The organism is Actinomadura sp. CNU-125, from assembly GCF_001942465.1.
Classification (GTDB): Bacteria; Actinomycetota; Actinomycetes; order Streptosporangiales; family Streptosporangiaceae; genus Spirillospora.
The window spans coordinates 1-20,581 of record NZ_MKJY01000013.1; the positions used below are offsets into that span (position 1 = coordinate 1).

Annotated in this window: 14 protein-coding genes and 5 pseudogenes; 10 read left to right on the forward strand and 9 right to left on the reverse strand. The window is 72.9% G+C overall.

The features are described from left to right. Positions 1–302 (forward strand): annotated as a pseudogene (locus tag BJF79_RS55040) (hypothetical protein); the annotation flags it as partial. On the opposite strand, the gene BJF79_RS58105 reads toward BJF79_RS55040, so the two are convergent. Both BJF79_RS58105 and BJF79_RS58110 read right to left on the reverse strand, forming a co-directional pair. Then, positions 286–1,185, reverse strand: a complete 900-nt coding sequence (locus BJF79_RS58105; RefSeq protein WP_262401408.1) for a PLP-dependent aminotransferase family protein — start codon at positions 1,183–1,185, stop codon at positions 286–288. The pseudogene BJF79_RS55040 and the gene BJF79_RS58105 overlap by 17 nt on opposite strands. Before the next feature lie 295 nt (positions 1,186–1,480). After that, positions 1,481–1,684: pseudogene (locus BJF79_RS58110) on the reverse strand (GntR family transcriptional regulator); the annotation flags it as partial. A gap of 77 nt (positions 1,685–1,761) precedes the next feature. On the opposite strand from BJF79_RS58110, the gene BJF79_RS02060 reads away from it, so the two are divergent. Beyond that, complete coding sequence (locus BJF79_RS02060) at positions 1,762–3,054, forward strand: FAD-binding oxidoreductase (RefSeq protein ID WP_075894739.1); 1,293 nt, start codon at positions 1,762–1,764, stop codon at positions 3,052–3,054. An 80-nt stretch (positions 3,055–3,134) separates the two neighbouring features. On the opposite strand, the gene BJF79_RS02065 is transcribed toward BJF79_RS02060, so the two are convergent. Then, positions 3,135–3,602: a sensor histidine kinase gene (locus tag BJF79_RS02065; RefSeq protein ID WP_262401409.1), complete on the reverse strand. Its 468-nt coding sequence runs from the start codon at positions 3,600–3,602 to the stop codon at positions 3,135–3,137. Positions 3,603–3,720: 118 nt separating this feature from the next. Continuing rightward, a complete protein-coding gene (locus BJF79_RS02075; protein WP_075894742.1) occupies positions 3,721–4,107 on the reverse strand; it encodes a DUF5319 domain-containing protein in 387 nt (128 codons plus the stop codon). 243 nt (positions 4,108–4,350) lie between these two features. On the opposite strand from BJF79_RS02075, the gene guaB reads away from it, so the two are divergent. The 3 genes and pseudogenes from guaB to glpD all read left to right on the forward strand — a co-directional run bounded on the left by guaB (position 4,351) and on the right by glpD (position 8,995). Further along, on the forward strand, positions 4,351–5,850 hold the full coding sequence (gene guaB / locus BJF79_RS02080) for an IMP dehydrogenase (protein WP_075894743.1): 1,500 nt from the start codon (positions 4,351–4,353) through the stop codon (positions 5,848–5,850). A 112-nt stretch (positions 5,851–5,962) separates the two neighbouring features. After that, positions 5,963–7,074: pseudogene (locus BJF79_RS02085) on the forward strand (GuaB3 family IMP dehydrogenase-related protein). A 172-nt stretch (positions 7,075–7,246) separates the two neighbouring features. Continuing rightward, positions 7,247–8,995: a glycerol-3-phosphate dehydrogenase gene (glpD, locus tag BJF79_RS02090; RefSeq protein WP_075894744.1), complete on the forward strand. Its 1,749-nt coding sequence runs from the start codon at positions 7,247–7,249 to the stop codon at positions 8,993–8,995. Between the two features lie 10 nt (positions 8,996–9,005). Here glpD and BJF79_RS02095 read toward each other — a convergent pair whose 3' ends face one another. Beyond that, positions 9,006–9,656 (reverse strand): TetR family transcriptional regulator, encoded by a 651-nt coding sequence (locus BJF79_RS02095; RefSeq protein ID WP_075894745.1) that lies wholly within the window; start codon positions 9,654–9,656, stop codon positions 9,006–9,008. Between the two features lie 326 nt (positions 9,657–9,982). Here BJF79_RS02095 and BJF79_RS02100 point away from each other — a divergent pair, with 326 nt between their 5' ends. The 3 genes and pseudogenes from BJF79_RS02100 (at position 9,983) to BJF79_RS02110 (ending at position 14,101) form a co-directional block, all read left to right on the forward strand. Beyond that, positions 9,983–11,563, forward strand: a complete 1,581-nt coding sequence (locus tag BJF79_RS02100; protein ID WP_075894746.1) for a succinic semialdehyde dehydrogenase — start codon at positions 9,983–9,985, stop codon at positions 11,561–11,563. Between the two features lie 8 nt (positions 11,564–11,571). Beyond that, positions 11,572–13,331: pseudogene (locus tag BJF79_RS02105) on the forward strand (FAD-dependent oxidoreductase). Positions 13,332–13,360: 29 nt separating this feature from the next. Continuing rightward, entirely contained in the window at positions 13,361–14,101 is a 741-nt protein-coding gene (locus BJF79_RS02110; RefSeq protein ID WP_075894753.1) for a DNA alkylation repair protein, read from the forward strand. Here the strand turns inward: BJF79_RS02110 and BJF79_RS02115 are convergent. Further along, positions 14,089–15,087 (reverse strand): zinc metalloprotease, encoded by a 999-nt coding sequence (locus tag BJF79_RS02115; RefSeq protein ID WP_083733100.1) that lies wholly within the window; start codon positions 15,085–15,087, stop codon positions 14,089–14,091. The two genes, BJF79_RS02110 and BJF79_RS02115, sit on opposite strands and share 13 nt — an antisense overlap. Positions 15,088–15,331: 244 nt before the next feature. On the opposite strand from BJF79_RS02115, the pseudogene guaA reads away from it, so the two are divergent. Next, positions 15,332–16,944: pseudogene (gene guaA / locus BJF79_RS02120) on the forward strand (glutamine-hydrolyzing GMP synthase). A 13-nt stretch (positions 16,945–16,957) separates the two neighbouring features. Here guaA and BJF79_RS02125 read toward each other — a convergent pair. The 3 genes from BJF79_RS02125 to BJF79_RS02135 form a co-directional block, all read right to left on the reverse strand. Further along, positions 16,958–17,992 carry a hypothetical protein gene (locus BJF79_RS02125; RefSeq protein ID WP_262401410.1) on the reverse strand — a complete coding sequence of 345 codons (1,035 nt, stop codon included), beginning with the start codon at positions 17,990–17,992 and terminating at the stop codon, positions 16,958–16,960. A 103-nt stretch (positions 17,993–18,095) separates the two neighbouring features. After that, positions 18,096–18,638, reverse strand: a complete 543-nt coding sequence (locus BJF79_RS02130) for a carboxymuconolactone decarboxylase family protein (protein WP_075894747.1) — start codon at positions 18,636–18,638, stop codon at positions 18,096–18,098. Between the two features lie 133 nt (positions 18,639–18,771). Beyond that, positions 18,772–19,329 carry a peroxiredoxin gene (locus BJF79_RS02135; protein WP_075894748.1) on the reverse strand — a complete coding sequence of 186 codons (558 nt, stop codon included), beginning with the start codon at positions 19,327–19,329 and terminating at the stop codon, positions 18,772–18,774. Between the two features lie 903 nt (positions 19,330–20,232). Between BJF79_RS02135 and BJF79_RS02140 the strand changes: the two genes are divergently transcribed. Further along, entirely contained in the window at positions 20,233–20,475 is a 243-nt protein-coding gene (locus BJF79_RS02140; RefSeq protein WP_158079065.1) for a hypothetical protein, read from the forward strand. Positions 20,476–20,581 lie beyond the last annotated feature (106 nt).

A 20,581-nucleotide genomic window follows, 5' to 3' on the forward strand; every position in this document is an offset into this window, starting at 1 on the left:
CGCCACGCACCCGCGGCCACGCCGCCCGCGGCGCCGCGCCCGTCCGACGCGTCCGGCCGTCCGAGACGGCACCGGCGGTGTCCCCGGCGCCCGAACCCGAGATCCCCGAGCACGTCGAGCGCGAGTTCAGGGAACGTTTCGAGCGTTTCTTCGACGAGTCCCGGCCGGGCGACCGCTCGCCGCGTCCGATGCCGTCCGTCTCGTCCGGCGAGGACGACCGCGACGACGACCCGCCGCCCACCCTGCAGGAACTGCGCGACCAGGCCCGCGAACGGTGGAACCGCCTCACCCGTCCCGACTAGGCAGGACGTCCAGCAGCGCCCGCAGCGCGGGCCCGAACGCGTGCTCCGCGGGCGCGGCGTAGCCGACGACCAGGCCGTCCACCGGCGGCCCGGCCGCGTCCGGATGGCGGAAGGCGGCCAGCCCGTCGACGGCGATCCGGGCCCGCTCGGCCGCACGCACCGTCGCCTCCTCCGTCCCGTCCGGCAGCCGCAGCACCATGTGCAGCCCGGCCGCCACCCCGGACGGGCGGACGTGCGGCGCGCGTTCGGCGAGCGCCGCCGTGCAGCGGTCGCGGCGCCGCCGGTACCGCTGCCGCATCCGGCGGACGTGCCGGTCGTAGGCGCCCGACCGCAGGAAGTCGGCGAGCGTCAGCTGGTCGAGCGCGCTCGCCCACGCCTCCCGCTCGCCCTTCGCCGCGAGCACCGCATCGACCAGCCGTCCGGGCAGCGCCATCCACCCGAGCCGCAGCGCGGGCGACAGGCTCTTGCTCACCGAGCCGACGTACACCACCCGATCGGGATCGAGGCCCTGCAGCGCGCCGACCGGCCGCCGGTCGTAGCGGAACTCGCCGTCGTAGTCGTCCTCCACGATGACGCCACCGGACGCCCCCGCCCGCTCGACCACCGCGGCCCGCCGCCGCGGATGCAGCGGGACGCCCGTCGGGAACTGGTGCGCGGGCGTCAGCAGCACCGCACGTTCCCGCAGGTCGTCGATCTGGGCGCCGTCCGCGTCGACCTCCAGCGGCCGGGTGCGGACGCCGGCCTCCGCCAGCAGCCCCCGGTGGAACGCGAGCCCGTACGACTCGACGGCCAGCGGCCCCCGCAGCACCCGCCCGCCGAACAGCAGCCGCAGCGCGTGCGCGAACCCGGAGCAGACGACGATGTGCGCGGCGTCCGTCCGCACGCCGCGCGTCCGCGCCAGGTGTCGGCGAGCGCGCCGCGCAGCTCGGGGCGGCCGCGCGGGTCGCCGGGCCCGAACGGCGCTCGGCGCGGCCGTCCAGCGCCCGGCGCGCCGCCGCCGCCCACGCCGTGCGGGGGAAGGCCGAGGCGTCCGGGCGCCCCTGCCGCAGGTCGTGCGCGTACCGGGGCGCCGCCGGGACGGGACGCGACGCGCCCCGCACGGGACGGGCCCGGTGCGCGACGCGCGTCCCCGATCCCTGCCGCGCGGTCAGCCACCCCTCCGCGACGAGCTCCGCGTAGGCGTCGGCGACCGTGTTGCGCGCCAGCCCGAGGTCGGCGGCCAGCGACCGGTACGGCGGCAGCCGCGTCCCGGGCGCCAGCCGGCCGGACCCGACGGCCTCCCGCAGCGCCCGCGTCAGCGCCGCCCGCCGCCCCCCGCCGGACGTCTCCAGCAGCAGGTCGGCGCCGATCCGCTCGGCCAGATTGACCCAATTTTCCGACATGGAATTGCACCATACAGCCGGTCTTTCGCGCCCTTAGGTTTCTAACTGGACACAAAATATCCAGAATTGAGGACACCATGAACGACCTGCGCTCCGCCGTCCGCGGCCGTGTCCTGCTCCCCGGCGACCCCGCCTTCGACACGGCCCGCCGCCCCTGGAACCTCGCGGTCGACCAGCCCGCCGCCGCCGTCGTCGAGGCCGCCGACGCCGACGATGTCGCCGCGCTCGTCCGGTACGCGCGCGCCACCGGCCGCACGATCACGACCCAGCCCAGCGGACACGGCGCCACCGGCCGCACCGAGGACACGATCCTGCTCCGCACCGGACGCCTCGACGGCCTGCACGTCGACCCGTCCGGCACCGCCCGCGCCGAAGCGGGCGTGACCTGGGGCCGCGTGCAGGCGGCCGCCGCCCCGCACGGCCGCACCGGCCTCCCCGGCAGCTCACCCGTCGTCAGCGTCACCGGCTACACCCTCGGCGGCGGCCTCGGCTGGTTCGGCCGCGCCCACGGCTGGGCCGCCGACTCCGTGACCGCCTTCGACATCGTCGACGCCGACGGCGTCCCCCGCCGCGTCACCCCGGGATCCGACCTGTTCTGGGCGCTGCGCGGCGGAGGCGGCGACTACGCGATCGTCACCGCCGTCGAGTTCGCCCTGCACCCCGCCCCCGCCCTGTTCGGCGGCCGGATCATGTGGAGCGCCGACCGGGCCCCCGAGGTCGTCGCGGCCTACCGCGAGCTGACCGCGACCGCGCCCGACCACCTCACGGCCTGGCTCGACGTCCTGCACTTCCCCGGCTCCGACCCGCTCATCGCCGTCGACGTCACCGTCCTCGGCGACGCCTCCGAAGCCCGCGACCTCCTGCGCCCCCTCGACGCCGTCCCCGGCCCCGTCTCCGACGGCCGCGGGCCCATGGCACCGTCCGAACTCGGCACGATCACCGCCGAGCCCACCGACCCCGGCGCCGGCCTGTCGCGCGGCGAACTGCTGACCGGCCTCGACGACGTCGCCGTCAAGACCCTCCTGGCCGACCCGATCGCCCCGCTCATGAGCCTGCAGGTCCGGCACCTCGGCGGCGCGTTCGCCCGTCCGTCCGACAGTCCGCACGGCCCGCTGACCGAGCCGTACGCGCTCTACATGTTCGGAGTGCCGAACGGCCCCGAGTCGTCCGCCGCCATCACCGCGAAGCAGAAGTCACTGGCCGAGGCGCTCGCCCCGCACCTGTCGGGACGCAAGCCCTTCACGTACCTGAACCCCACGGAGACCGCCGCCGACGCCTTCGCCCCCGCGGCCCTGGCCCGCCTGCGCGACATCAAGCGCGCCCACGACCCCCACGGCGTATTCCGCAGCAACTTCCCCGTCCTCGGATGACCGCCCGGCAGGCCCGCGAACGCCCCCGGCCCCGAGCCGGGAGGTCCCCGAGCACGTCGAGAGCGGTCTCAAGGAGCGGCTCACCGCCTGCCCTCGGGGAACGCCGGGGCGTCGACGTGATCGCGGCCGGTCGGGAGCCGCAGGGTGAACACGGCCCCCTCACCGGCGAGGCTGCGCGCCTCGGCGGTCCCGCCGTGCGCCTGGACGAGCCGGCGGACGATCGCGAGGCCCGGCCCGCTGCCGCCGGTCTGCCGGTTGCGCGACTTGTCGGCCCGCCAGAACCGGTCGAAGACCTGCGGGACGTCCTCCGGCGGGATGCCCGGACCGGTGTCGGCGACATCGATGACGGTCCACGCGCCGTCCGTGCGGCCGCCGAGGACGATCCGCCCGCCCGCGGGGGTGTGCCGGATCGCGTTGGACACCAGGTTCGTCACCGCCTGCCGGATCCGCACCGGGTCCGCGGCCGGCGTCGGGTCGCCGTCCACCCGGACGGCCAGGACGCTGCCCGCCGCCTCCGCCTTCGCGCGGTGCGCGGCGGCGACCTCCACCCAGGCTCCCGTCGCCGGCTTCGCCGGGGCAGTCCTGATCGGGGTCGTCGCGGGCGTCTACCCCTGTGTTCGCGCCGCCCGCCAGCCCCCCACGACGGCCCTGGCCGGCACGTGACCGTCAGTCGTCGCGGCCCTCTTCGCTGTCGATGACGCCGTCGACGTAGCCGCGGGCGTACTCCCACGAGACGTAGTCGACGGGGTCGGGGGAGAGGGCCGGTTCGTGGACGCGGGGGAGGCCCTCGTCGAGGAGGTGGCGCAGGTTGCCGTGCAGGAGGTCCCAGTCGATGTAGTGCGGTTTGCCGCAGTCGCCGCAGTCGACGGTGAGGCCGCGGACGCCCAGGGGTTCGAGGAGGGCGCGGAAGACTTCGAGGTCGGCGAGGTCGGCGAGGACGTCCTCGCGTTCGGTCACGCTGAGCGGGGCGGTGTCCTCGCCCGGGTCGCCGAGCGACGCCGCCGGGTCGTCCGGGTCTCCGGCGAACGGGTCGAGCGGAGCGTCGTCGTGCACACTCCCACGCTACTGCCAGAGGCCCGGTGAGGTGCACCCCCGGACCGGCGGTGCGTCGAAACGTTCGGCGGGTGGGGTGGTATGCGGGGGAATGCCGGGGCGGGACGCGGTTGTTGGTCGGTGTCATCAAGCCCACGCGGGGACCGTCGCCAACCGCCCCTCGCGACGCGGGTGCACGCCCTACCATGGGTACAGGGTCGCCGTGACCTGGCCGGACACCGCCACCAGCTACGAAAGGTCGTCATGAACCCCGCCGCCGAGCCCGCCAAATTCCTCCCCCAGGGCCTCACCTTCGACGACGTTCTCCTGCTCCCCGGATACTCGGATCTGCAGCCGGGCGAGGCCGACACCACGACGCGGCTGACCCGCGAGATCTCGCTGCGGATCCCGCTGCTGTCGGCGGCGATGGACACGGTGACCGAGGCCCGGACGGCGGTCGCGATGGCGCGGCAGGGCGGCATCGGGGTGCTGCACCGCAACATGCCCATCGAGGAGCAGGCCGACCAGGCCGACCGGGTGAAGCGGTCCGAGGCGGGGATGATCACCAAGCCGGTGACGTGCCTGCCGGACGCCACGCTCGCGGACGTCGAGGAGCTGTGCGCCCGCTACCGGATCTCCGGCGTGCCGGTCACGGACGTACGGGGCGTGCTCGTCGGCATCGTCACCAACCGCGACATGCGGTTCGAGTCGGATCCGGCGCGGCCGGTGCGCGAGGTCATGACGCCGATGCCGCTGGTGACCGCTCCGGTGGACGTGTCGCGCGACGAGGCGTTCGCGCTGCTGGCGGGCAACAAGGTCGAGAAGCTGCCGCTGGTCGACGGCGAGGGCCGGCTCAAGGGCCTGATCACCACGAAGGACTTCACCAAGAGCGAGCAGTACCCGAACTCGACCAAGGACGCGGACGGGCGGCTGCTGGTGGCGGCGGCCGTCGGGGTCGGCGAGGACGCGGTGACGCGGGCCCGCGCGCTGATCGAGGCGGGCACCGACGTGGTCATCGTCGACACCGCGCACGGGCACTCCAAGGGCGTCGCCGACACGGTCGCGGCGATCAAGGGCGGGGCGCCGTCGGTGCAGGTCGTCGGCGGGAACATCGCCACGTACGCGGGTGCGAAGCTGCTGGTGGACGCCGGGGTGGACGCCGTGAAGGTGGGCGTCGGGCCGGGGTCGATCTGTACGACGCGGATCATCGCGGGCGTGGGCGTCCCGCAGCTCACCGCGATCTTCGAGGCGGCGCGGGCGGCGAAGGAGGCGGGCGTCCCGGTGATCGGGGACGGCGGCATCCAGTACTCCGGCGACATCGCGAAGGCCCTCGTGGCGGGGGCCGACTCGGTGATGCTCGGCAGCCTGCTCGCGGGCATCGAGGAGTCGCCGGGCGAGCTGATCTTCGTGCACGGCAAGCAGTACAAGTCGTACCGGGGCATGGGGTCGCTGGGCGCGATGCGCAACCGCGAGCGCGGCGGGTCGTTCTCCAAGGACCGGTACGCGCAGGCCGACGTGAGCAGCGAGGAGAAGCTGATCCCCGAGGGCGTCGAGGGGCAGGTGCCGTACCGGGGGCCGCTCGCGAACGTCGCGCACCAGCTCGTCGGCGGGCTGCACCAGTCGATGTGGTACGCCGGGACGCGGACGGTTCCCGAGCTGCAGGAACGCGGCCAGCTGATGCGGATCAGCCCGGCGGGGCTGCGGGAGAGCCACCCGCACGACATCCAGATGACGGTCGAGGCGCCGAACTACCAGGGGCGCTGAGCGTCCCGGCCGGTTCCTGGGCCTGGGCTGGGCTGACGTAAGCTTTGCGGGGCTTGTTTCCGCAGCGCGCGGGAACCCCGTGACGCAGAGGAAGGGCGCAGTGGCCGCAGACGTGGAGATCGGCGCCGGCAAGAGCGGCCGGCGGGCGTACGCCTTCGACGACATCGGCATCGTGCCGTCCCGCCGGACGCGCGATCCGGAGGAGGTCAGCGTCGCCTGGCAGATCGACGCCTACCGGTTCGAGATGCCGCTGGTCGTGGCACCGATGGACAGCGTGGTCAGCCCGGCCGTCGCGATCGCCGTGGGGCGGCTCGGCGGGCTCGCCGTGCTCGACCTCGAAGGGCTGTGGACGCGGTACGAGAACCCGGAGCCGCTGCTCGCGGAGATCGCGGCGCTGGACGACGCGAGCGCCACGCAGCGGCTGCAGGAGATCTACGCCGAGCCGATCAAGGCGGAGCTGATCGGCCGCCGGATCGAGGAGGTCCGGGAGGCGGGCGTGACGGTCGCGGCGCGGCTGTCGCCGCAGCGCACCGCGCAGTTCCACAAGACCGTGATCGACGCGGGCGTCGACCTGTTCGTCATCCGCGGCACGACGGTGTCGGCCGAGCACGTGTCGGGACGCGCGGAGCCGCTGAACCTCAAGCAGTTCATCTACGACCTGGACGTTCCGGTCATCGTGGGCGGCTGCTCGACCTACACGGCGGCCCTGCACCTCATGCGGACGGGCGCCGCGGGCGTCCTCGTCGGGTTCGGCGGGGGTTCGGGGCACACCACCCGGACGGTGATGGGCGTGGCGGTGCCGATGGCGACGCCCGTCGCGACGTCGCGGCCGCGCGCCGCGACTACCTGGACGAGTCGGGCGGCCGCTACGTGCACGTGATCGCCGACGGCGGCATGGTGAACAGCGGCGACATCGCGAAGGCGTTCGCGTGCGGGTCGGACGCGGTGATGGTCGGGTCGCCGTTCGCGCGGTCCGCCGAGGCGCCGGGCGGCGGCTACCACTGGGGCAGCGAGGCGCACCACCCGGACATCCCGCGCGGCACCCGGCTGAAGGTGGGGACGATCGGGACGATGCAGGAGATCCTGCACGGTCCGTCGCACGTGGCGGACGGCTCGATGAACCTGATCGGGGCGCTGCGCCGCGCGATGGCGACGTCCGGGTACACGGAGCTGAAGGAGTTCCAGCGGGTCCAGGTCGTCGTCGCTCCGCGACGGCTCGACTGAGTCCGCGCGACACGTTCGCCGAGGCCCCGGGTCCGTCCGGATCCGGGGCTTTCGCGTGTCTTGCGAACTGAGATCAGGCACACCCGGGGAATCGCCCGATTCCGGGGTAGGTCCGTCCCTACTGTGGGGTAGGTAATCGACGTAACCGAACCGTGTGTGGGGGGAATCTGCGATGACGGGATCACCGGTGACCGGCCTGGGCAGCTCGCGGCTGGGGCCCGCCGAGCGGGCCACCGCCCTCGACCGCATGGCGCGCGAGGAGTTCGACGTGGTCGTGGTCGGCGGCGGCATCGTGGGCGCCGGGGCCGCGCTGGACGCGGCGACGCGGGGGCTGTCGGTCGCGGTGGTGGAGGCGCGGGACTTCGCGTCCGGGACGTCGTCGCGTTCGTCGAAGCTGATCCACGGGGGTTTGCGCTACCTGGAGCAGTACAACTTCGACCTCGTCCGTGAGGCGCTGACCGAACGCGGCCTGCTCCTGCAGATGATCGCGCCGCACCTGGTGAAGCCCGTCCCGTTCCTTCTGCCCACGACCCACCGCGTGTGGGAGCGGGCCTACTTGGGTGCGGGGGTGGCCCTATACGACGCGTTGGCGTTCCAGATGGGCAGCACGCGCGGCGTCCCGCACCACCGGCACCTGACGCGCCGGGGAGCGCTGCGGCTGGCGCCGTCCCTGCGCAAGGCGTCGTTCACGGGCGCGATCCAGTTGTGGGACGCGCAGGTGGACGACGCCCGGTTCGTCATGACGGCGCTGCGGACGGCCGCCGAGTACGGGGCGCAGATCGCGTCGCGCGTCCAGTGCGTCGGGTTCCTGCGGGAAGGGGAGCGCGTCACGGGGCTGCGGGTCCGCGACCTGGAGGCGAACACGACCGCGCAGGTCCGCGCCAAGCAGGTCGTGAACGCGACCGGGGTGTGGACGGACGACATCCAGGAGCTCGTCGGGGGGCGCGGGCAGATCCACGTGAAGGCGTCCAAGGGCATCCACCTGGTGGTGCCCAAGGACCGTATCCACTCGTCCACGGGAATCCTGCTGCGCACCGAGAAGTCGGTTCTGTTCGTGATTCCGTGGGGACGGCACTGGATCATCGGCACGACCGACACCGAGTGGGATCTCGACAAGGCGCACCCGGCGGCGTCCCAAGCCGACATCGACTACGTGCTCGAACACGTGAACTCCGTCCTGACGACTCCCCTCACCCATGACGACGTGGAGGGCGTGTACGCGGGTCTGCGCCCGCTGCTCACGGGGGAGACGGACGAGACGTCCAAGCTGTCGCGCGAGCACGTGGTGGCGCACCCCGTCCCGGGGCTGGTGCTGGTGGCGGGCGGCAAGTACACGACGTACCGGGTGATGGCGAAGGACGCGATCGACGCCGTCGCGCACGGACTGGACGGCAAGGTCGCCGAGTCGTGCACGGACCGGATCCCGCTCGTCGGCGGCGACGGCTTCCAGGCGATGTGGAACGCGCGGCACCGCCTGGCGAACCGGTCCGGTCTGCACGTCGCCCGCATCGAGCACCTGCTGCGCCGCTACGGCACCCTGGTGGACGACCTGCTGCGGCTGATCGCCGACAAGCCCGACCTCGGCAAGCCGCTCGCCGGCGCGGACGACTACCTGCGCGCCGAGGTCGTCTACGCCGCGTCGCACGAGGGCGCCCGGCACATCAACGACGTGCTGGCCCGCCGGACCCGCATCTCGATCGAGACGTGGGACCGCGGCGTCGGCGTCGCGCAGGAGGCCGCCGACCTGCTCGCCCCCGTCCTCGGCTGGTCGAAGAAGCAGCGCGACCGGGAGATCGAGTACTACCGCAAGCGGGTCGAGGCCGAGCGCGCGTCGCAGACGCAGGTCGACGACCAGGAGGCCGACGCGCTCCGCCGCGGCGCCCCCGACATCGTCCCGACCGCCGCGCCCGCCGCCCCGTAGCCGGGACGGGTCAGGGCGGGGCCGGGCGCTGGACGAGTTCGCGCGCGGTGTCGTAGAGGGCGGCGGGGACGCGGTCGGGGTCGAGCAGGTGCTGGAACGCGAGGCCGACGTCGAGCGCGACGGCGAGCGCGGCGCGGTCGTCCGGGTCGATGCCGTCGGCCGCGGGCAGTTCGGCGGCGAGCCGGGCGCGGCGTTCGGCGTACCAGTCGGCGACGCGCCAGCCCGCCGCGTAGTCGCGCATCCCGTAGAGCCAGAACTCGACGAGGAGCAGGGCGATGCAGGCGGCGTCCGGTCCGGCGGGTCCGGGCCGGACGCGCGCGCCGCGCGGCCGCCCGCGTCCGGTTCCGGCCCCGCGCCCGCCCCCGGCCCCGCCCCCGGGGAGTGCAGGCCGTCGCGGAACCCGCGCCGAGGCGGTCGCCGGTGAAGCGTCCAGGAGCGCGAGCAGCAGGTCGGTCTTGCCGGTGAAGTTGGAGTAGACGGCGCCCTTGGTGAGCCCGGCGGCCGCGGCGACGTCGTCGAGGGAGGCGCCGTGGATGCCGCGTTCGGCCCACAGCCGTTCGGCGGCGGCGAGGAGCGCCTCGCGGGTCTGCTCGCCGCGGTCGCGGCGCGCCGCCGGTCCGCCGCCGCCGGTACCGGTGCGGTGCGCGCCCGCGCCCGGCACGGGGTGGGCCCGTCCGGCCGGGGCGGCGGGGACGGACGGACGGGTGCGCGGTGCGCCGCCCGGGGCGCCCTCGGGCGGTCGTCGCCGTGCGCGTCGGTCGGGTCTGCGGGCCCTTCGCGTGTGGGGGTGCTCGCGTCGTGGGGTGGTCGCGTCGGTCGGGTGGTCGCGTCGGTCGGTGTTCTTTTGGGATACACCGGCCGGGCGCGGCCGGTCCGGGAGTTGCGGAAGTCCGCCGAGGTTGGAACGATCCGTTCGCCGGGGCGGTGGGTGAAATCGTCGTTACTTGCGGGTAGCAAAAATGGCCGGGCGGTCATACCCTCTTCTGCATGGCATCCCCGACGGTCCCCGCCGACGGTGCGGCGGCACGCGAGCTCCCCCCGAACCTCCTCGACCGGCTGGCCGGTCGCGTGGCGTCGGACGGCGCCGAGACCGCGACCGTCCCGGCCCCCTTCACCGGCAAGCCGCTGGCGACCGTCCCGCTGTCCACGGCGGACGACGTCCGGCGCGCGCACGAGCGGGCCCGCGCGGCGCAGCGCGCCTGGGCGGCGCGGCCCGTCCGCGAGCGGGTCAAGCCGTTCCTGCGGCTCGCCGACGCGCTGGTGGCGCGGCGCGAGGAGATCCTCGACGTCATCCAACTGGAGACCGGCAAGGCCCGGCGGCACGCGCTGGAGGAGTTCCTCGACGTGGCGCTGTGCTCGCTCTACTACGCGCGGCGGGCCGGGAAGCTGCTGAAGCCGCAGCGCAGGCAGGGCATGATGCCGGGGGTCACGCGCGTGCAGGAGCTGCGGCACCCCAAGGGCGTCGTCGCGCTGATCGCCCCGTGGAACTACCCGTTCGCGCTCGGCGCCAGCGACATCGCGCCCGCGATCATGGCCGGGAACGCGGTCGTCCACAAGCCCGACACCCAGACGTGCCTGTCCAGCCTGTGGGTGCTCGACCTGCTGATCGAGCTGGGCCTGCCGGAGGACGTGTGGCAGATCGTCGTCGGCGACCCCGCGCAGATCGGCGACCCGCTGATCGGCGAGGCCGACTACGTGTCGTTCACCGGCTCCACCCGCGGCGGCACGGCCATCGCGGAGAAGGTCGCGCCGCGCCTGATCGGCTACTCGCTCGAACTCGGCGGCAAGAACCCGATGATCGTCCGGGCGGACGCCGACGTCGAGCGGACCGCGCGCGGCGCCCTCCGCGCCTGCTTCACCAACGCGGGCCAGCTCTGCATCTCCATCGAGCGGATGTACGTGCACGAGGACGTCTACGACCGGTTCGTCCCGCGGCTGGCCGAGCTGGTCCAGGGCATGAAGCTCGGCACCGGCCTCGACTTCGACGCCGAGATGGGCTCGCTGACCTACGAGCGGCAGCTCAAGGCCGTGACCGCACACGTCGACCAGGCCGTCGAGGCGGGCGCGACCGTCCTCGCGGGCGGCAAGGCCCGCCCGGACGTCGGCCCGCTGTTCTACGAGCCGACGCTGCTCACCGACGTCACCACCGACATGGACCTGTGCGCGAACGAGACGTTCGGCCCGGTCGTGTCGATCTACAAGTACCGGGACGAGGACGAGGTCGTCGACCGCGCCAACGACACCCCGTACGGGCTCAACGCGTCGATCTGGACGAAGGACGTCGCCGCGGGCCGCCGCCTCGCCGCCCGCGTCCAGGCGGGGACGGTCAACATCAACGACGGGTACGGCGCCGCCTACGCGTCCTACGACTCGCCGATGGGCGGGATGAAGCAGTCCGGGGTCGGCCGCCGCCACGGCGCCGAGGGCATGCTCAAGTTCACCGAGGTCCAGACGATCGCCAGCCAGCACTTCATGGACCTCGAACCGCCCGGCAACGTCGGCTACGACACCTTCGCCGGGTTCATGGCGAACGGCATCAAGCTGATGAAGAAGTTCCGGATCAAGTAGGGACGAGAGTGGAACACGACTACGACGTCCTGGTCGTCGGGTCGGGGTTCGGCGGCAGCGTCACCGCGCTGCGGCTGACCGAGAAGGGCTACAAGGTCGGGGTGATCGAGGCGGGCCGCCGCTTCGACACCGACCCGTCCGGCGCGCCCGGCTCCCGGTACCCCGAGCTGCCGAAGACGAACTGGCGGGTCGCCCGCTACCTGTGGGCGCCCGCGCTCGGCCTGACCGGCATCCAGCGCCTGCACCTGATCCGCGGGACGAAGCAGAGCCGCGTCCTCGTGATGGCCGGTGCGGGCGTCGGCGGCGGGTCGCTGAACTACGCCAACACCCTCTACGTGCCGCCGGAGCCGTTCTTCAAGGACCGGCAGTGGGCGCACATCACCGACTGGCAGGACGAGCTCGCCCCCCACTACGACCAGGCCAGACGGATGCTCGGCGTGGTCCAGAACACGACCACGACCGCCGCCGACGAGGTGATCCGCCGGGTCGCCGACCGGATGGGCAAGGGGCACACGTTCGTCAAGACGCCCGTCGGGGTCTTCTTCGGGCGCGGCGCCGGGGTCGAGAGCGCCGACCCCTACTTCGGCGGCGCCGGGCCGCGCCGCCGCGGCTGCCTCGAATGCGGCGAGTGCATGGTCGGCTGCCGGCACGGCGCCAAGAACATGCTCACCGAGAACTACCTGTACCTCGCGGAGAAGGCGGGGGCGCGGGTCATGCCGCTCAGCCGCGTCACGCGGGTCACGCCGCTGGACGGACGCGACGGCGGCGGCTACGCCGTCGAGATCGTCCGGACCGGGTCGTTCGGCCGCAACCGCAAGACGCTCACCGCCGGGCAGGTCGTGTTCGCCGCCGGGACCTACGGCACGCAGAAGCTCCTGCACAAGCTGAAGGCGACCGGACGGCTCCCGCGCGTCTCCGACCGGCTCGCGCCCTCACCCGCACCAACTCCGAGGCGATCCTCGGCGGCGGACGGCCGAACGGGAAGCGCGGCCCCGACTACTCCGAGGGCGTCGCGATCACCTCGTCGTTCCACCCGGCCCCGGACACGCACATCGAACCCGTCCGGTACGGGCGCGGCTCGAACCTCCTCGCGGGCCTGCAGACGATCCTCGTGGACGGCGACCGCCCCGGCGAACCGCACGTCCCGCGCATCCGCAAGTTCGCCCGCGCGGCCGTCCGCAGGCCCCGCGACCTGCTGCAGCTGTTCGACGTCCGGCACTGGTCCGAGCGGACCGTCATCGCGCTCGTCATGCAGAGCCGCGACAACTCGATCACCCTCGCGCCGAAGAAGGGGCCGCTCGGCTGGGACGTCCGCGCGACGGCCGGGCACGGCGAACCGAACCCCACCTGGATCCCCGAGGGGCACGAGGCGACCCGGCTGATCGGCGAGGAGGTCGGCGGCATCGCGGGCGGCACCTGGGGCGACCTGTTCGACGTCCCGATGACCGCGCACTTCCTCGGCGGCTGCGCCATCGGCGACTCGCCCGCGACCGGCGTCATCGACGCCTACCACCGCGTCTACGGGCACCCCGGCCTGCACGTCGTCGACGGCTCGGCGGTCTCGGCGAACCTCGGCGTCAACCCGTCCCTGACGATCACCGCGCAGGCCGAACGCGCGATGTCGCTGTGGCCGAACCGGGGCGAGGCCGACCCGCGTCCCGAACTCGGCGACGCCTACCGCCGCGTCGCCGCCGTCGCGCCGAAGAACCCGGTCGTCCCGGCCGATGCCCCGGCGGTGCTGCGGCTGCCGATCGTCGACGTGACCTGATGTCCGGCCGGGCGCGTAGCGTGGCGCCCATGGACGTCGAGGGCGAGGCCGCGCGGATCCTCGCGGAGCTGCGCGGCCTGGCCGATCCGGTGCGGGCGGAGAACGAGCGGCGGTACCTCAAGAGCACGTTCGTCCACATCGGCGTGCCGGTTCCGGCGCTGCGCAAGGTCGCGGTGTCGGCGGTGCGCGAGCCGCCCGCGCGCGACGACCTGCTCGCCCTCGCCGCCGCCCTCTGGACGGTCGAGGACGCCGGGCGCCCGGTGCACGAGGCCCGCATGGCGGCCGTCGAGGTGCTGGTCAAACGGGTCAAGGTCCTCGAACCGGGCGACGTCGAGGTCGCCGAGCGGATGGTCCTCGACTCGGCGAGCTGGGTGTACGTCGACAACCTCGCCGAACGCGTCGCGGGCGCGCTCGTCCTGCGGGAACCCGGCCTCGCGGCCGTCCTGGACGACTGGGTCGCCGACCCCTGCATGTGGGTGCGGCGGTCGGCCCTGCTCGCGTTGCTGCCCGGCGTCCGGACGGGCGCGCCCGACCTCGCCCGGCTCGCCCGGTTCGGCGACGCGCTCATCGGCGAGACGGAGTTCTTCATCCGCAAGGCGCTCGGCTGGGTGCTGCGCGAGCAGTCGAAGAAGGACCCCGCGTGGGTCGCGAACTGGGTCGAGGCGCACATCCGGGACGTCTCGGGCGTGACGCTGCGCGAAGCCGTCCGGCACCTGCCGGACGGCGACGCCGTCCGCCTCACGGCCGCCTACAAAGCTCAGCCGCGGTAGGCCGCCCACACCTTGTGCACGCGGTCGCCCTGGCCCCGGGTGAACGACGTCATGCAGGTGTCGTAGCTGTAGTTCATGAAGTTGTGGATCGGGTCGTCGCCGCGCGCCCAGCAGGTGTCCTTGCCCTCCGGGCACCCGTTGGCCGGGTCGCGCTCGGCCGGGGTGTCGGCCACCCGGTCGCCCTCGCCGCCGCAGCCGTCCTGGAACGTGTGGTAGAGCCCGAGCCAGTGCCCCGTCTCGTGCGCCGCGCTGAACCCGCGGTTGTACTGGTCGATGTGACCGCCCGGCATGCTGCCGTAGTTGATCGTGACGCCGTCCATCTTCGGGTCGTTCCGGTAGCTCCACGGGAACGTCGACCAGCCGAGCAGGTCGCCCTCGATGTAGGCGCTGTACAGGTTCAGCGTGCCCTTGCCGCCCTTGCGCAGGCGGGGCTTGTACGACTGCTCGTACTGCTCCGGGTACCAGAACCAGTCGGCGTTGTCCGAACGGCCGATGCCGCGCAGGTCGAACGACACGTCGGTGTCGTCCCCGCCGTACCGTCCGCCGTAGGCCGCGTTCATGACCTTGATCTGCTGCCTGACCTTCGCGTCGGACACGTTGCCGCGGGACCCGTCGTGCAGGACGTGGAAGTAGACGGGCACCGTGATGTGCTTCGCCGCCCGGCGCTCCGCCGCGTTCGCGTCCTGCGGTGCCTTCGGGCCGAGGCTCAGCCCGAGCCGGTCCAGCAGCCGGTTCAGATCGCGCTCGATCGACGCCGACTCGCGCGCGCCGAGCACGTTGTGCTCCGCGTCACCGTGCCCGTGCGGGTGCCCGTGCGGATCCGGACGCGGGTCCGTGCGCAGCCGCGCGGCCGCCGGGACGCAGTCGTCCAGTACGGCGGAACGGTGCCCGGCGGCGGCGTCCCGCGCCGGTGCGGCGGACGGAACGGCGGACGGCGCGGCGGGAACCAGGGCGGCGAGCAGGGCGGCGGCGGCGAACAGCTTCACGGCACTCCTAGGAGGGGCGGACGCGGACGGGCGACACGCGAACACACGGCGTCATCAACAGGTATCAGAGTGAAGTCATGGTGCGCGTGTGATCAAGGTAAATGGATGCAGACCGTTACCGGCCGCATCCGAACCGTCAACGAGCCGCCGCCTCACCCGGGGACGGGCGGGGGTGCGGGCGCGGGCATCGGCGCAGGCCGGGGCCCGTAGACTGGGAAGTCCTTCCGGCCGTGCGAAAGGCGTTTTGTTGGTGGCCGCAGACCAGTCCTTCGACACCGTTCTCGTCGTCGACTTCGGCGCGCAGTACGCGCAGCTCATCGCGCGGCGCGTCCGCGAATGTCACGTGTTCAGCGAGATCGTGCCGTCCACGATGCCCGCCGCGGAGATGCTCGCGAAGCGGCCCAAGGCGATCATCCTGTCCGGCGGGCCCGCCTCGGTGTACGAGGACGCGCCCCCGCCGCGCCCGACGGCCTGTTCGACCTCGGCGTCCCCACCTTCGGGATCTGCTACGGCCACCAGGTGATGGCCCGCGCCCTCGGCGGCACCGTCGAGAACTCGCACGTCGCCGAGTACGGCGGCGCGACCGTCGCCGTCACCGCGCCCGGGATGCTGTTCGACGGGCTGCCCGCCCGGCAGGCCGTCTGGATGTCGCACCGCGACTTCGTCAGCGCCGCCCCCGACGGCTTCACGGTCACCGCGAGCACCGACGTCACCCCGGTCGCCGGGATGGAGGACCCGTCCCGCGGCTTCTTCGGCGTCCAGTTCCACCCCGAGGTGCTGCACACCGAGCACGGGATGGAGATCCTGCGCCGCTTCCTCTACGAGGGCGCCGGGTGCCGCCCCAACTGGACGATGGTCAACATCGCCGAGGAGTCGATCGAGACCGTCCGCGCCCAGGTCGGCGACAAGCGCGCCATCTGCGCCCTGTCGGGCGGCGTCGACTCCGCGGTCGCGGGCGCGCTCGTCCAGCGCGCCATCGGCGACCAGCTGACCTGCGTGTTCGTCGACCACGGCCTGCTGCGCAAGGGCGAGGCCGAGCAGGTCGAGAAGGACTTCGTCGCCGCGACCGGCGTGAACCTGCACGTCGTCGACGCCCAGGACCGCTTCCTCGCCGCCCTCGACGGCGTCGCCGACCCCGAGCAGAAGCGCAAGATCATCGGCCGCGAGTTCATCCGCGTGTTCGAGGAGGCCGCTCGCGAGATCGTTGGGAGCGGGGGGGCTCGGGGGGGATCCCCCCGAGGGAACACAGCGGACGCGGCGGAGCCCGTCGAGTTCCTCGTGCAGGGCACCCTCTACCCGGACGTCGTCGAGTCCGGCGGCGGCACCGGCGCGGCGAACATCAAGTCGCACCACAACGTCGGGGGCCTCCCCGAAGACCTGCAGTTCAAGCTCGTCGAACCGCTGCGCACCCTGTTCAAGGACGAGGTCCGCGCGCTCGGCGAGCAGCTCGGACTGCCGCCCGAGATGGTGTGGCGGCAGCCGTTCCCCGGCCCCGGCCTCGCCATCCGCATCGTCGGCGCCGTCACCCGCGACCGGCTGGAGATCCTCCGCGACGCCGACGCGATCGCCCGCGAGGAACTCACCCGCGCCGGTCTCGACCGCGACGTCTGGCAGTTCCCGGTCGTGCTGCTCGCCGACGTCCGCTCGGTCGGCGTCCAGGGCGACGGCCGCACCTACGGGCACCCGATCGTCCTGCGCCCGGTGACCAGCGAGGACGCCATGACGGCCGACTGGGCGCGGCTCCCCTACGACCTCCTGCAGCGGATCTCCACGCGGATCACCAACGAGGTCCGCGAGATCAACCGCGTCACCGTCGACATCACCTCCAAGCCCCCGGGCACCATCGAGTGGGAGTGATCCCCGGGCGGCCTCAGTGCCGCCGGGGGCGCGCCGCCCGCGCCCAGGCGTCCAGCAGCCTGCCCGCCGAGCCGCCGACCGGACCCACCGCGTCGGCGAGCACGGCGGGGTCGGGCGGCCCGGCCGCGGCGACGGCCGGGACGGCCTCGTCCGCGGCGCCGATCGTCGCGGAACAGACCGAGAGCAGGTAGTCCGGGACGGACAGCGCCGGGTCCGTGCAGCCCACCACCGGCGTGCCGACGGCCGCGATCAGCGGGAAGATCGTGCCGGGAACGCCGATCGCCGCCTCCGCCCGCGCGGACGCCCGCAGCGTCGGGACGTCGCTGATCTCGTACCGTTCCCACAGGGAACGGTCCTCGCGGGGATGCAACCCGACGAGGATCCGCTTCCCCGCGGCCCGCAGCCGCTCGGCGGCGGCCAGCAGCAGCTCGGTGCCGGGTGCCGCACCGCCCGTCTCGTCCGACCGGGTGACGCTCGTGACGACCAGCACCAGACCGGGCTCCGGCCTGCGCTCGGGCAGGTCGTCGGTCTGCGGCGAGCCCACGACGCGGACGCGCCGCCGGGTGCCGAGGTAGCCGCCGAACGCCCGGGCCTCGGCCGGGGACGACGACGTGACGAGCCGCAGCCCGCGCCGGACGCGATCGGCCCCGGGCGCTTCATCCGGGCCGAGGTAGGCGAGCGAACTCGCCGCCCGCGGCAGCCCGCCGAACCGCCACGCGCATTCCAGCGGCCAGTCGTCCGCGCCCGTCACCACCAGGAGGTCGGCGCGCGGCGCGTCCCGCGGGGTCGCCACCGGGACGGTCTCGTCGGACGTCGATCCCGGACATGTCGGGGACGAGCTGGGTGAGCCGTACGCCGCGCCGTGCGGCCTCGGCGAGGAGCGGGCGGACGTGGTAGGTGCCCCAGGGTTCGTTGGTCGCGATGAGCACGGCGGGCAACGGGGGCGCGGCGACGCGTCGGCGGGGGCGGCGAGGGCGAGCGCCCCGGCGGTGCCGTGCGCGCCGGTCAGCACGGCGCGGCGGCCGAGGGGATCGTGGTGGTTCGTCACGTCCGTGACCGTAGACGCCCAGGCCGGACGGCAAGTGAACGGCCCGGAAACACGTGCGGCCCGGGTGCGGACGCACCCGGGCCGCACGTCGCGCGCGGCGTCGTCAGACGGTGGCGGGGGCGAGGGCGGCCTCGCCGTCCAGCGTCGCGGCGGCGGCGTTCACGACGGCGGCGATGCGCAGCGCCTCCTGGACGAGCTCGCGCGACAGCCCGCCCTCGCGGACGACCTTCTCGTGCGACTCCAGGCACCGGCCGCAGCCGTTGATCGCCGACACGGCCAGCGACCACAGCTCGAAGTCGACCTTCTCGACGCCGGGCTTGGCGATGACCGACATCCGCAGCTTCGCGGGCAGCGTCGCGTACGTCTCGTCGCCGATCAGGTGCGTGGCGCGGTAGTACACGTTGTTCATCGCCATGATCGACGCGGCGGCCTTGGCGGCCTCGAACGCCTCCGCCGACAGGTAGTCGCCGGCCTCCTCGGCCAGCTCGCGGATGACGACGGCGCTGCGGGTCGCGAGCGCGCACGCCAGGACCGTCCCCCACAGCTGCTGCTCGGTGAGCTGCGAGGTGGAGGTCAGGGAGCCCAGGTTGAGCTTGGTGTCCTTGGCGTAGCCCGGAAGGGCGCTCTTCAGCGCGTCAACGCTCATGATCAAAGAGTCCTTTCATGCGAACGGCCGGCCGCGTGCGACGCGACCGTCCGCCGGGCCGGACGGTCCGTGCGGACCGTCCGGCGGGGTGACTGGGGCGTCCGGGGACGAACCCGGACGCGGACGGGGCTGGTCAGGCGGAGGCGCCGGCCAGCAGCTTGCCGGCGTCCAGCGTGTCCTCGCCCTTGTTCCAGTTGCAGGGGCACAGCTCGTCGCTCTGCAGGGCGTCGAGGACCCGCAGGACCTCCTTGACGTTCCGGCCCACGGAACCGGCGGTCACCATGGAGAACTGGATCTCGTTGTTCGGGTCGACGATGAACGTCGCGCGCTGCGCCACGCCGTCCGCGGTGAGGATGCCGAGGGCCTCGCACAGCTCGCGGTTGAGGTCGGCCAGCATCGGGAACGGGATCTCCCGCAGGTCCGGGTGGTCCTTGCGCCACGCGAAGTGGACGAACTCGTTGTCGACGGACGCGCCGAGCACCTGCGCGTCACGGTCGGCGAACTCCTCGTTCAGCCGGCCGAACTCGGCGATCTCGGTCGGACACACGAAGGTGAAGTCCTTCGGCCAGAAGAAGACCACTTTCCAACCCTCATAGGTCTTCTGGTTGATCGTCTCGAAGGCGTTGTCCGGGTCCAGCGAGACACAGGCGGTCAGCTCGAACTCGGGGAACTGGTCACCGACGGTAAGCACGCAGGCTCCTTTTTCGCGAGTGGAAACGCCTCCGGCGAGGCGTTGGAGGGCCGCCGGTAGATGTTCCTCGGCGGCTGATGTCACTCAGCGTGCCGTACGGCGATCGACAAGAGAAATCGATCTATCGCACCGCGACGATAAGGAAAACCTATCAGTCGCCTGCTAGGGCCGTGTGACCAGGAAAAACGCGAGGTCCCTGACTGTCTGGCCGGGCTGGGAGTTGACGTAGATCACACCGGGACGCCGGATTCAAGGTTAACTCTCCGTGAATGTCGCGCCGAGCGCAATAACCTACATCCCGCCCGATTCTCGACGGTACTCGGGGTGACCGGAGGGGTGCGGGGACGGCGGTGGACGGACGTCCGGCCGGGCCGCGCGACGGGCGGGGCCGCACCGGCCGCACGTGCCGGGCCCCGCCGCCCGGCCACCGAGTTCCCGCAGGCGAGGTCGTGCGCGGCGGGGACCGGCATCTTGAGCCACGCATGCCCCGCAGACCCAAGGTCCACAACGGACGAACGGCCTCCATGAGGTGACGACGGACCGTTCGCTGGGTCGGCGTCGAGGTCTGTACCACGTCGGACCTACCTATTTGTGGGAGTTTGTCTACCGAGACCCGATGAAGTAGGCGGTTTGACGCCCTCCGAGGGTCGTCCTCGCCTCTCAGCGAGGCGGTTTCCATGTCCGAACATGCAGCGAAGACCTTGAGACCGTCTCGCCAAGGGCCCTCCCTCACCGGAGGGCCCCTTTTGGTGTTAGTTTCAGTGCGTGATAGGTCCATCACGGTACAGTTCCGCCGTGAAGCTCAGATCGATGCTTGTTTGCGGCTTCCTGGCCACGATCCTTACGGCTTGCTCGTCCGCCGAGGGCCGGGTTGGGGATCAGTCCGAGGACGTTAGCTCGAAGGTGGTCTACTACGACACCACTAAGAAGGAGGATCTGACGTACGACGAAGTTGTGGGGTCCCTGACGAAAAACGGGGACTACCTCTTCGAGGACGACGGCGGGGCTAAAACCACCTGCTTCGACCTGTTGGACGGGATGATGCGAAGCTCCCCGGACACGAAGTTCCCCAACGGGGAAGATCTCTACCTCAAGGCGTGCTTCGAGGCTCTACGGGCTTGGGCCCGGACACAGCCGACCTACTGAGGGCCGGCCAGTCTCTCCGGCAGGGCCCGCTCGGCCACCCTTTGCCCCTGTCGGGTATTTAAGGTCTCAGAGGCCGAATGGTGGCCACCTGGGCCCCTGCCGACTC

What these genes read in the sequence shown, in the direction of transcription:
- BJF79_RS02060 (WP_075894739.1), top strand. Translation starts at nt 1,762, where the DNA reads ATGAACGACCTGCGCTCCGCCGTCCGCGGCCGTGTCCTGCTCCCCGGC.
- guaB (WP_075894743.1), top strand. Translation starts at nt 4,351, where the DNA reads ATGAACCCCGCCGCCGAGCCCGCCAAATTCCTCCCCCAGGGCCTCACC.
- glpD (WP_075894744.1), top strand. Translation starts at nt 7,247, where the DNA reads ATGACGGGATCACCGGTGACCGGCCTGGGCAGCTCGCGGCTGGGGCCC.
- BJF79_RS02100 (WP_075894746.1), top strand. Translation starts at nt 9,983, where the DNA reads ATGGCATCCCCGACGGTCCCCGCCGACGGTGCGGCGGCACGCGAGCTC.
- BJF79_RS02110 (WP_075894753.1), top strand. Translation starts at nt 13,361, where the DNA reads ATGGACGTCGAGGGCGAGGCCGCGCGGATCCTCGCGGAGCTGCGCGGC.
- BJF79_RS02130 (WP_075894747.1), bottom strand. Translation starts at nt 18,638, where the DNA reads ATGAGCGTTGACGCGCTGAAGAGCGCCCTTCCGGGCTACGCCAAGGAC.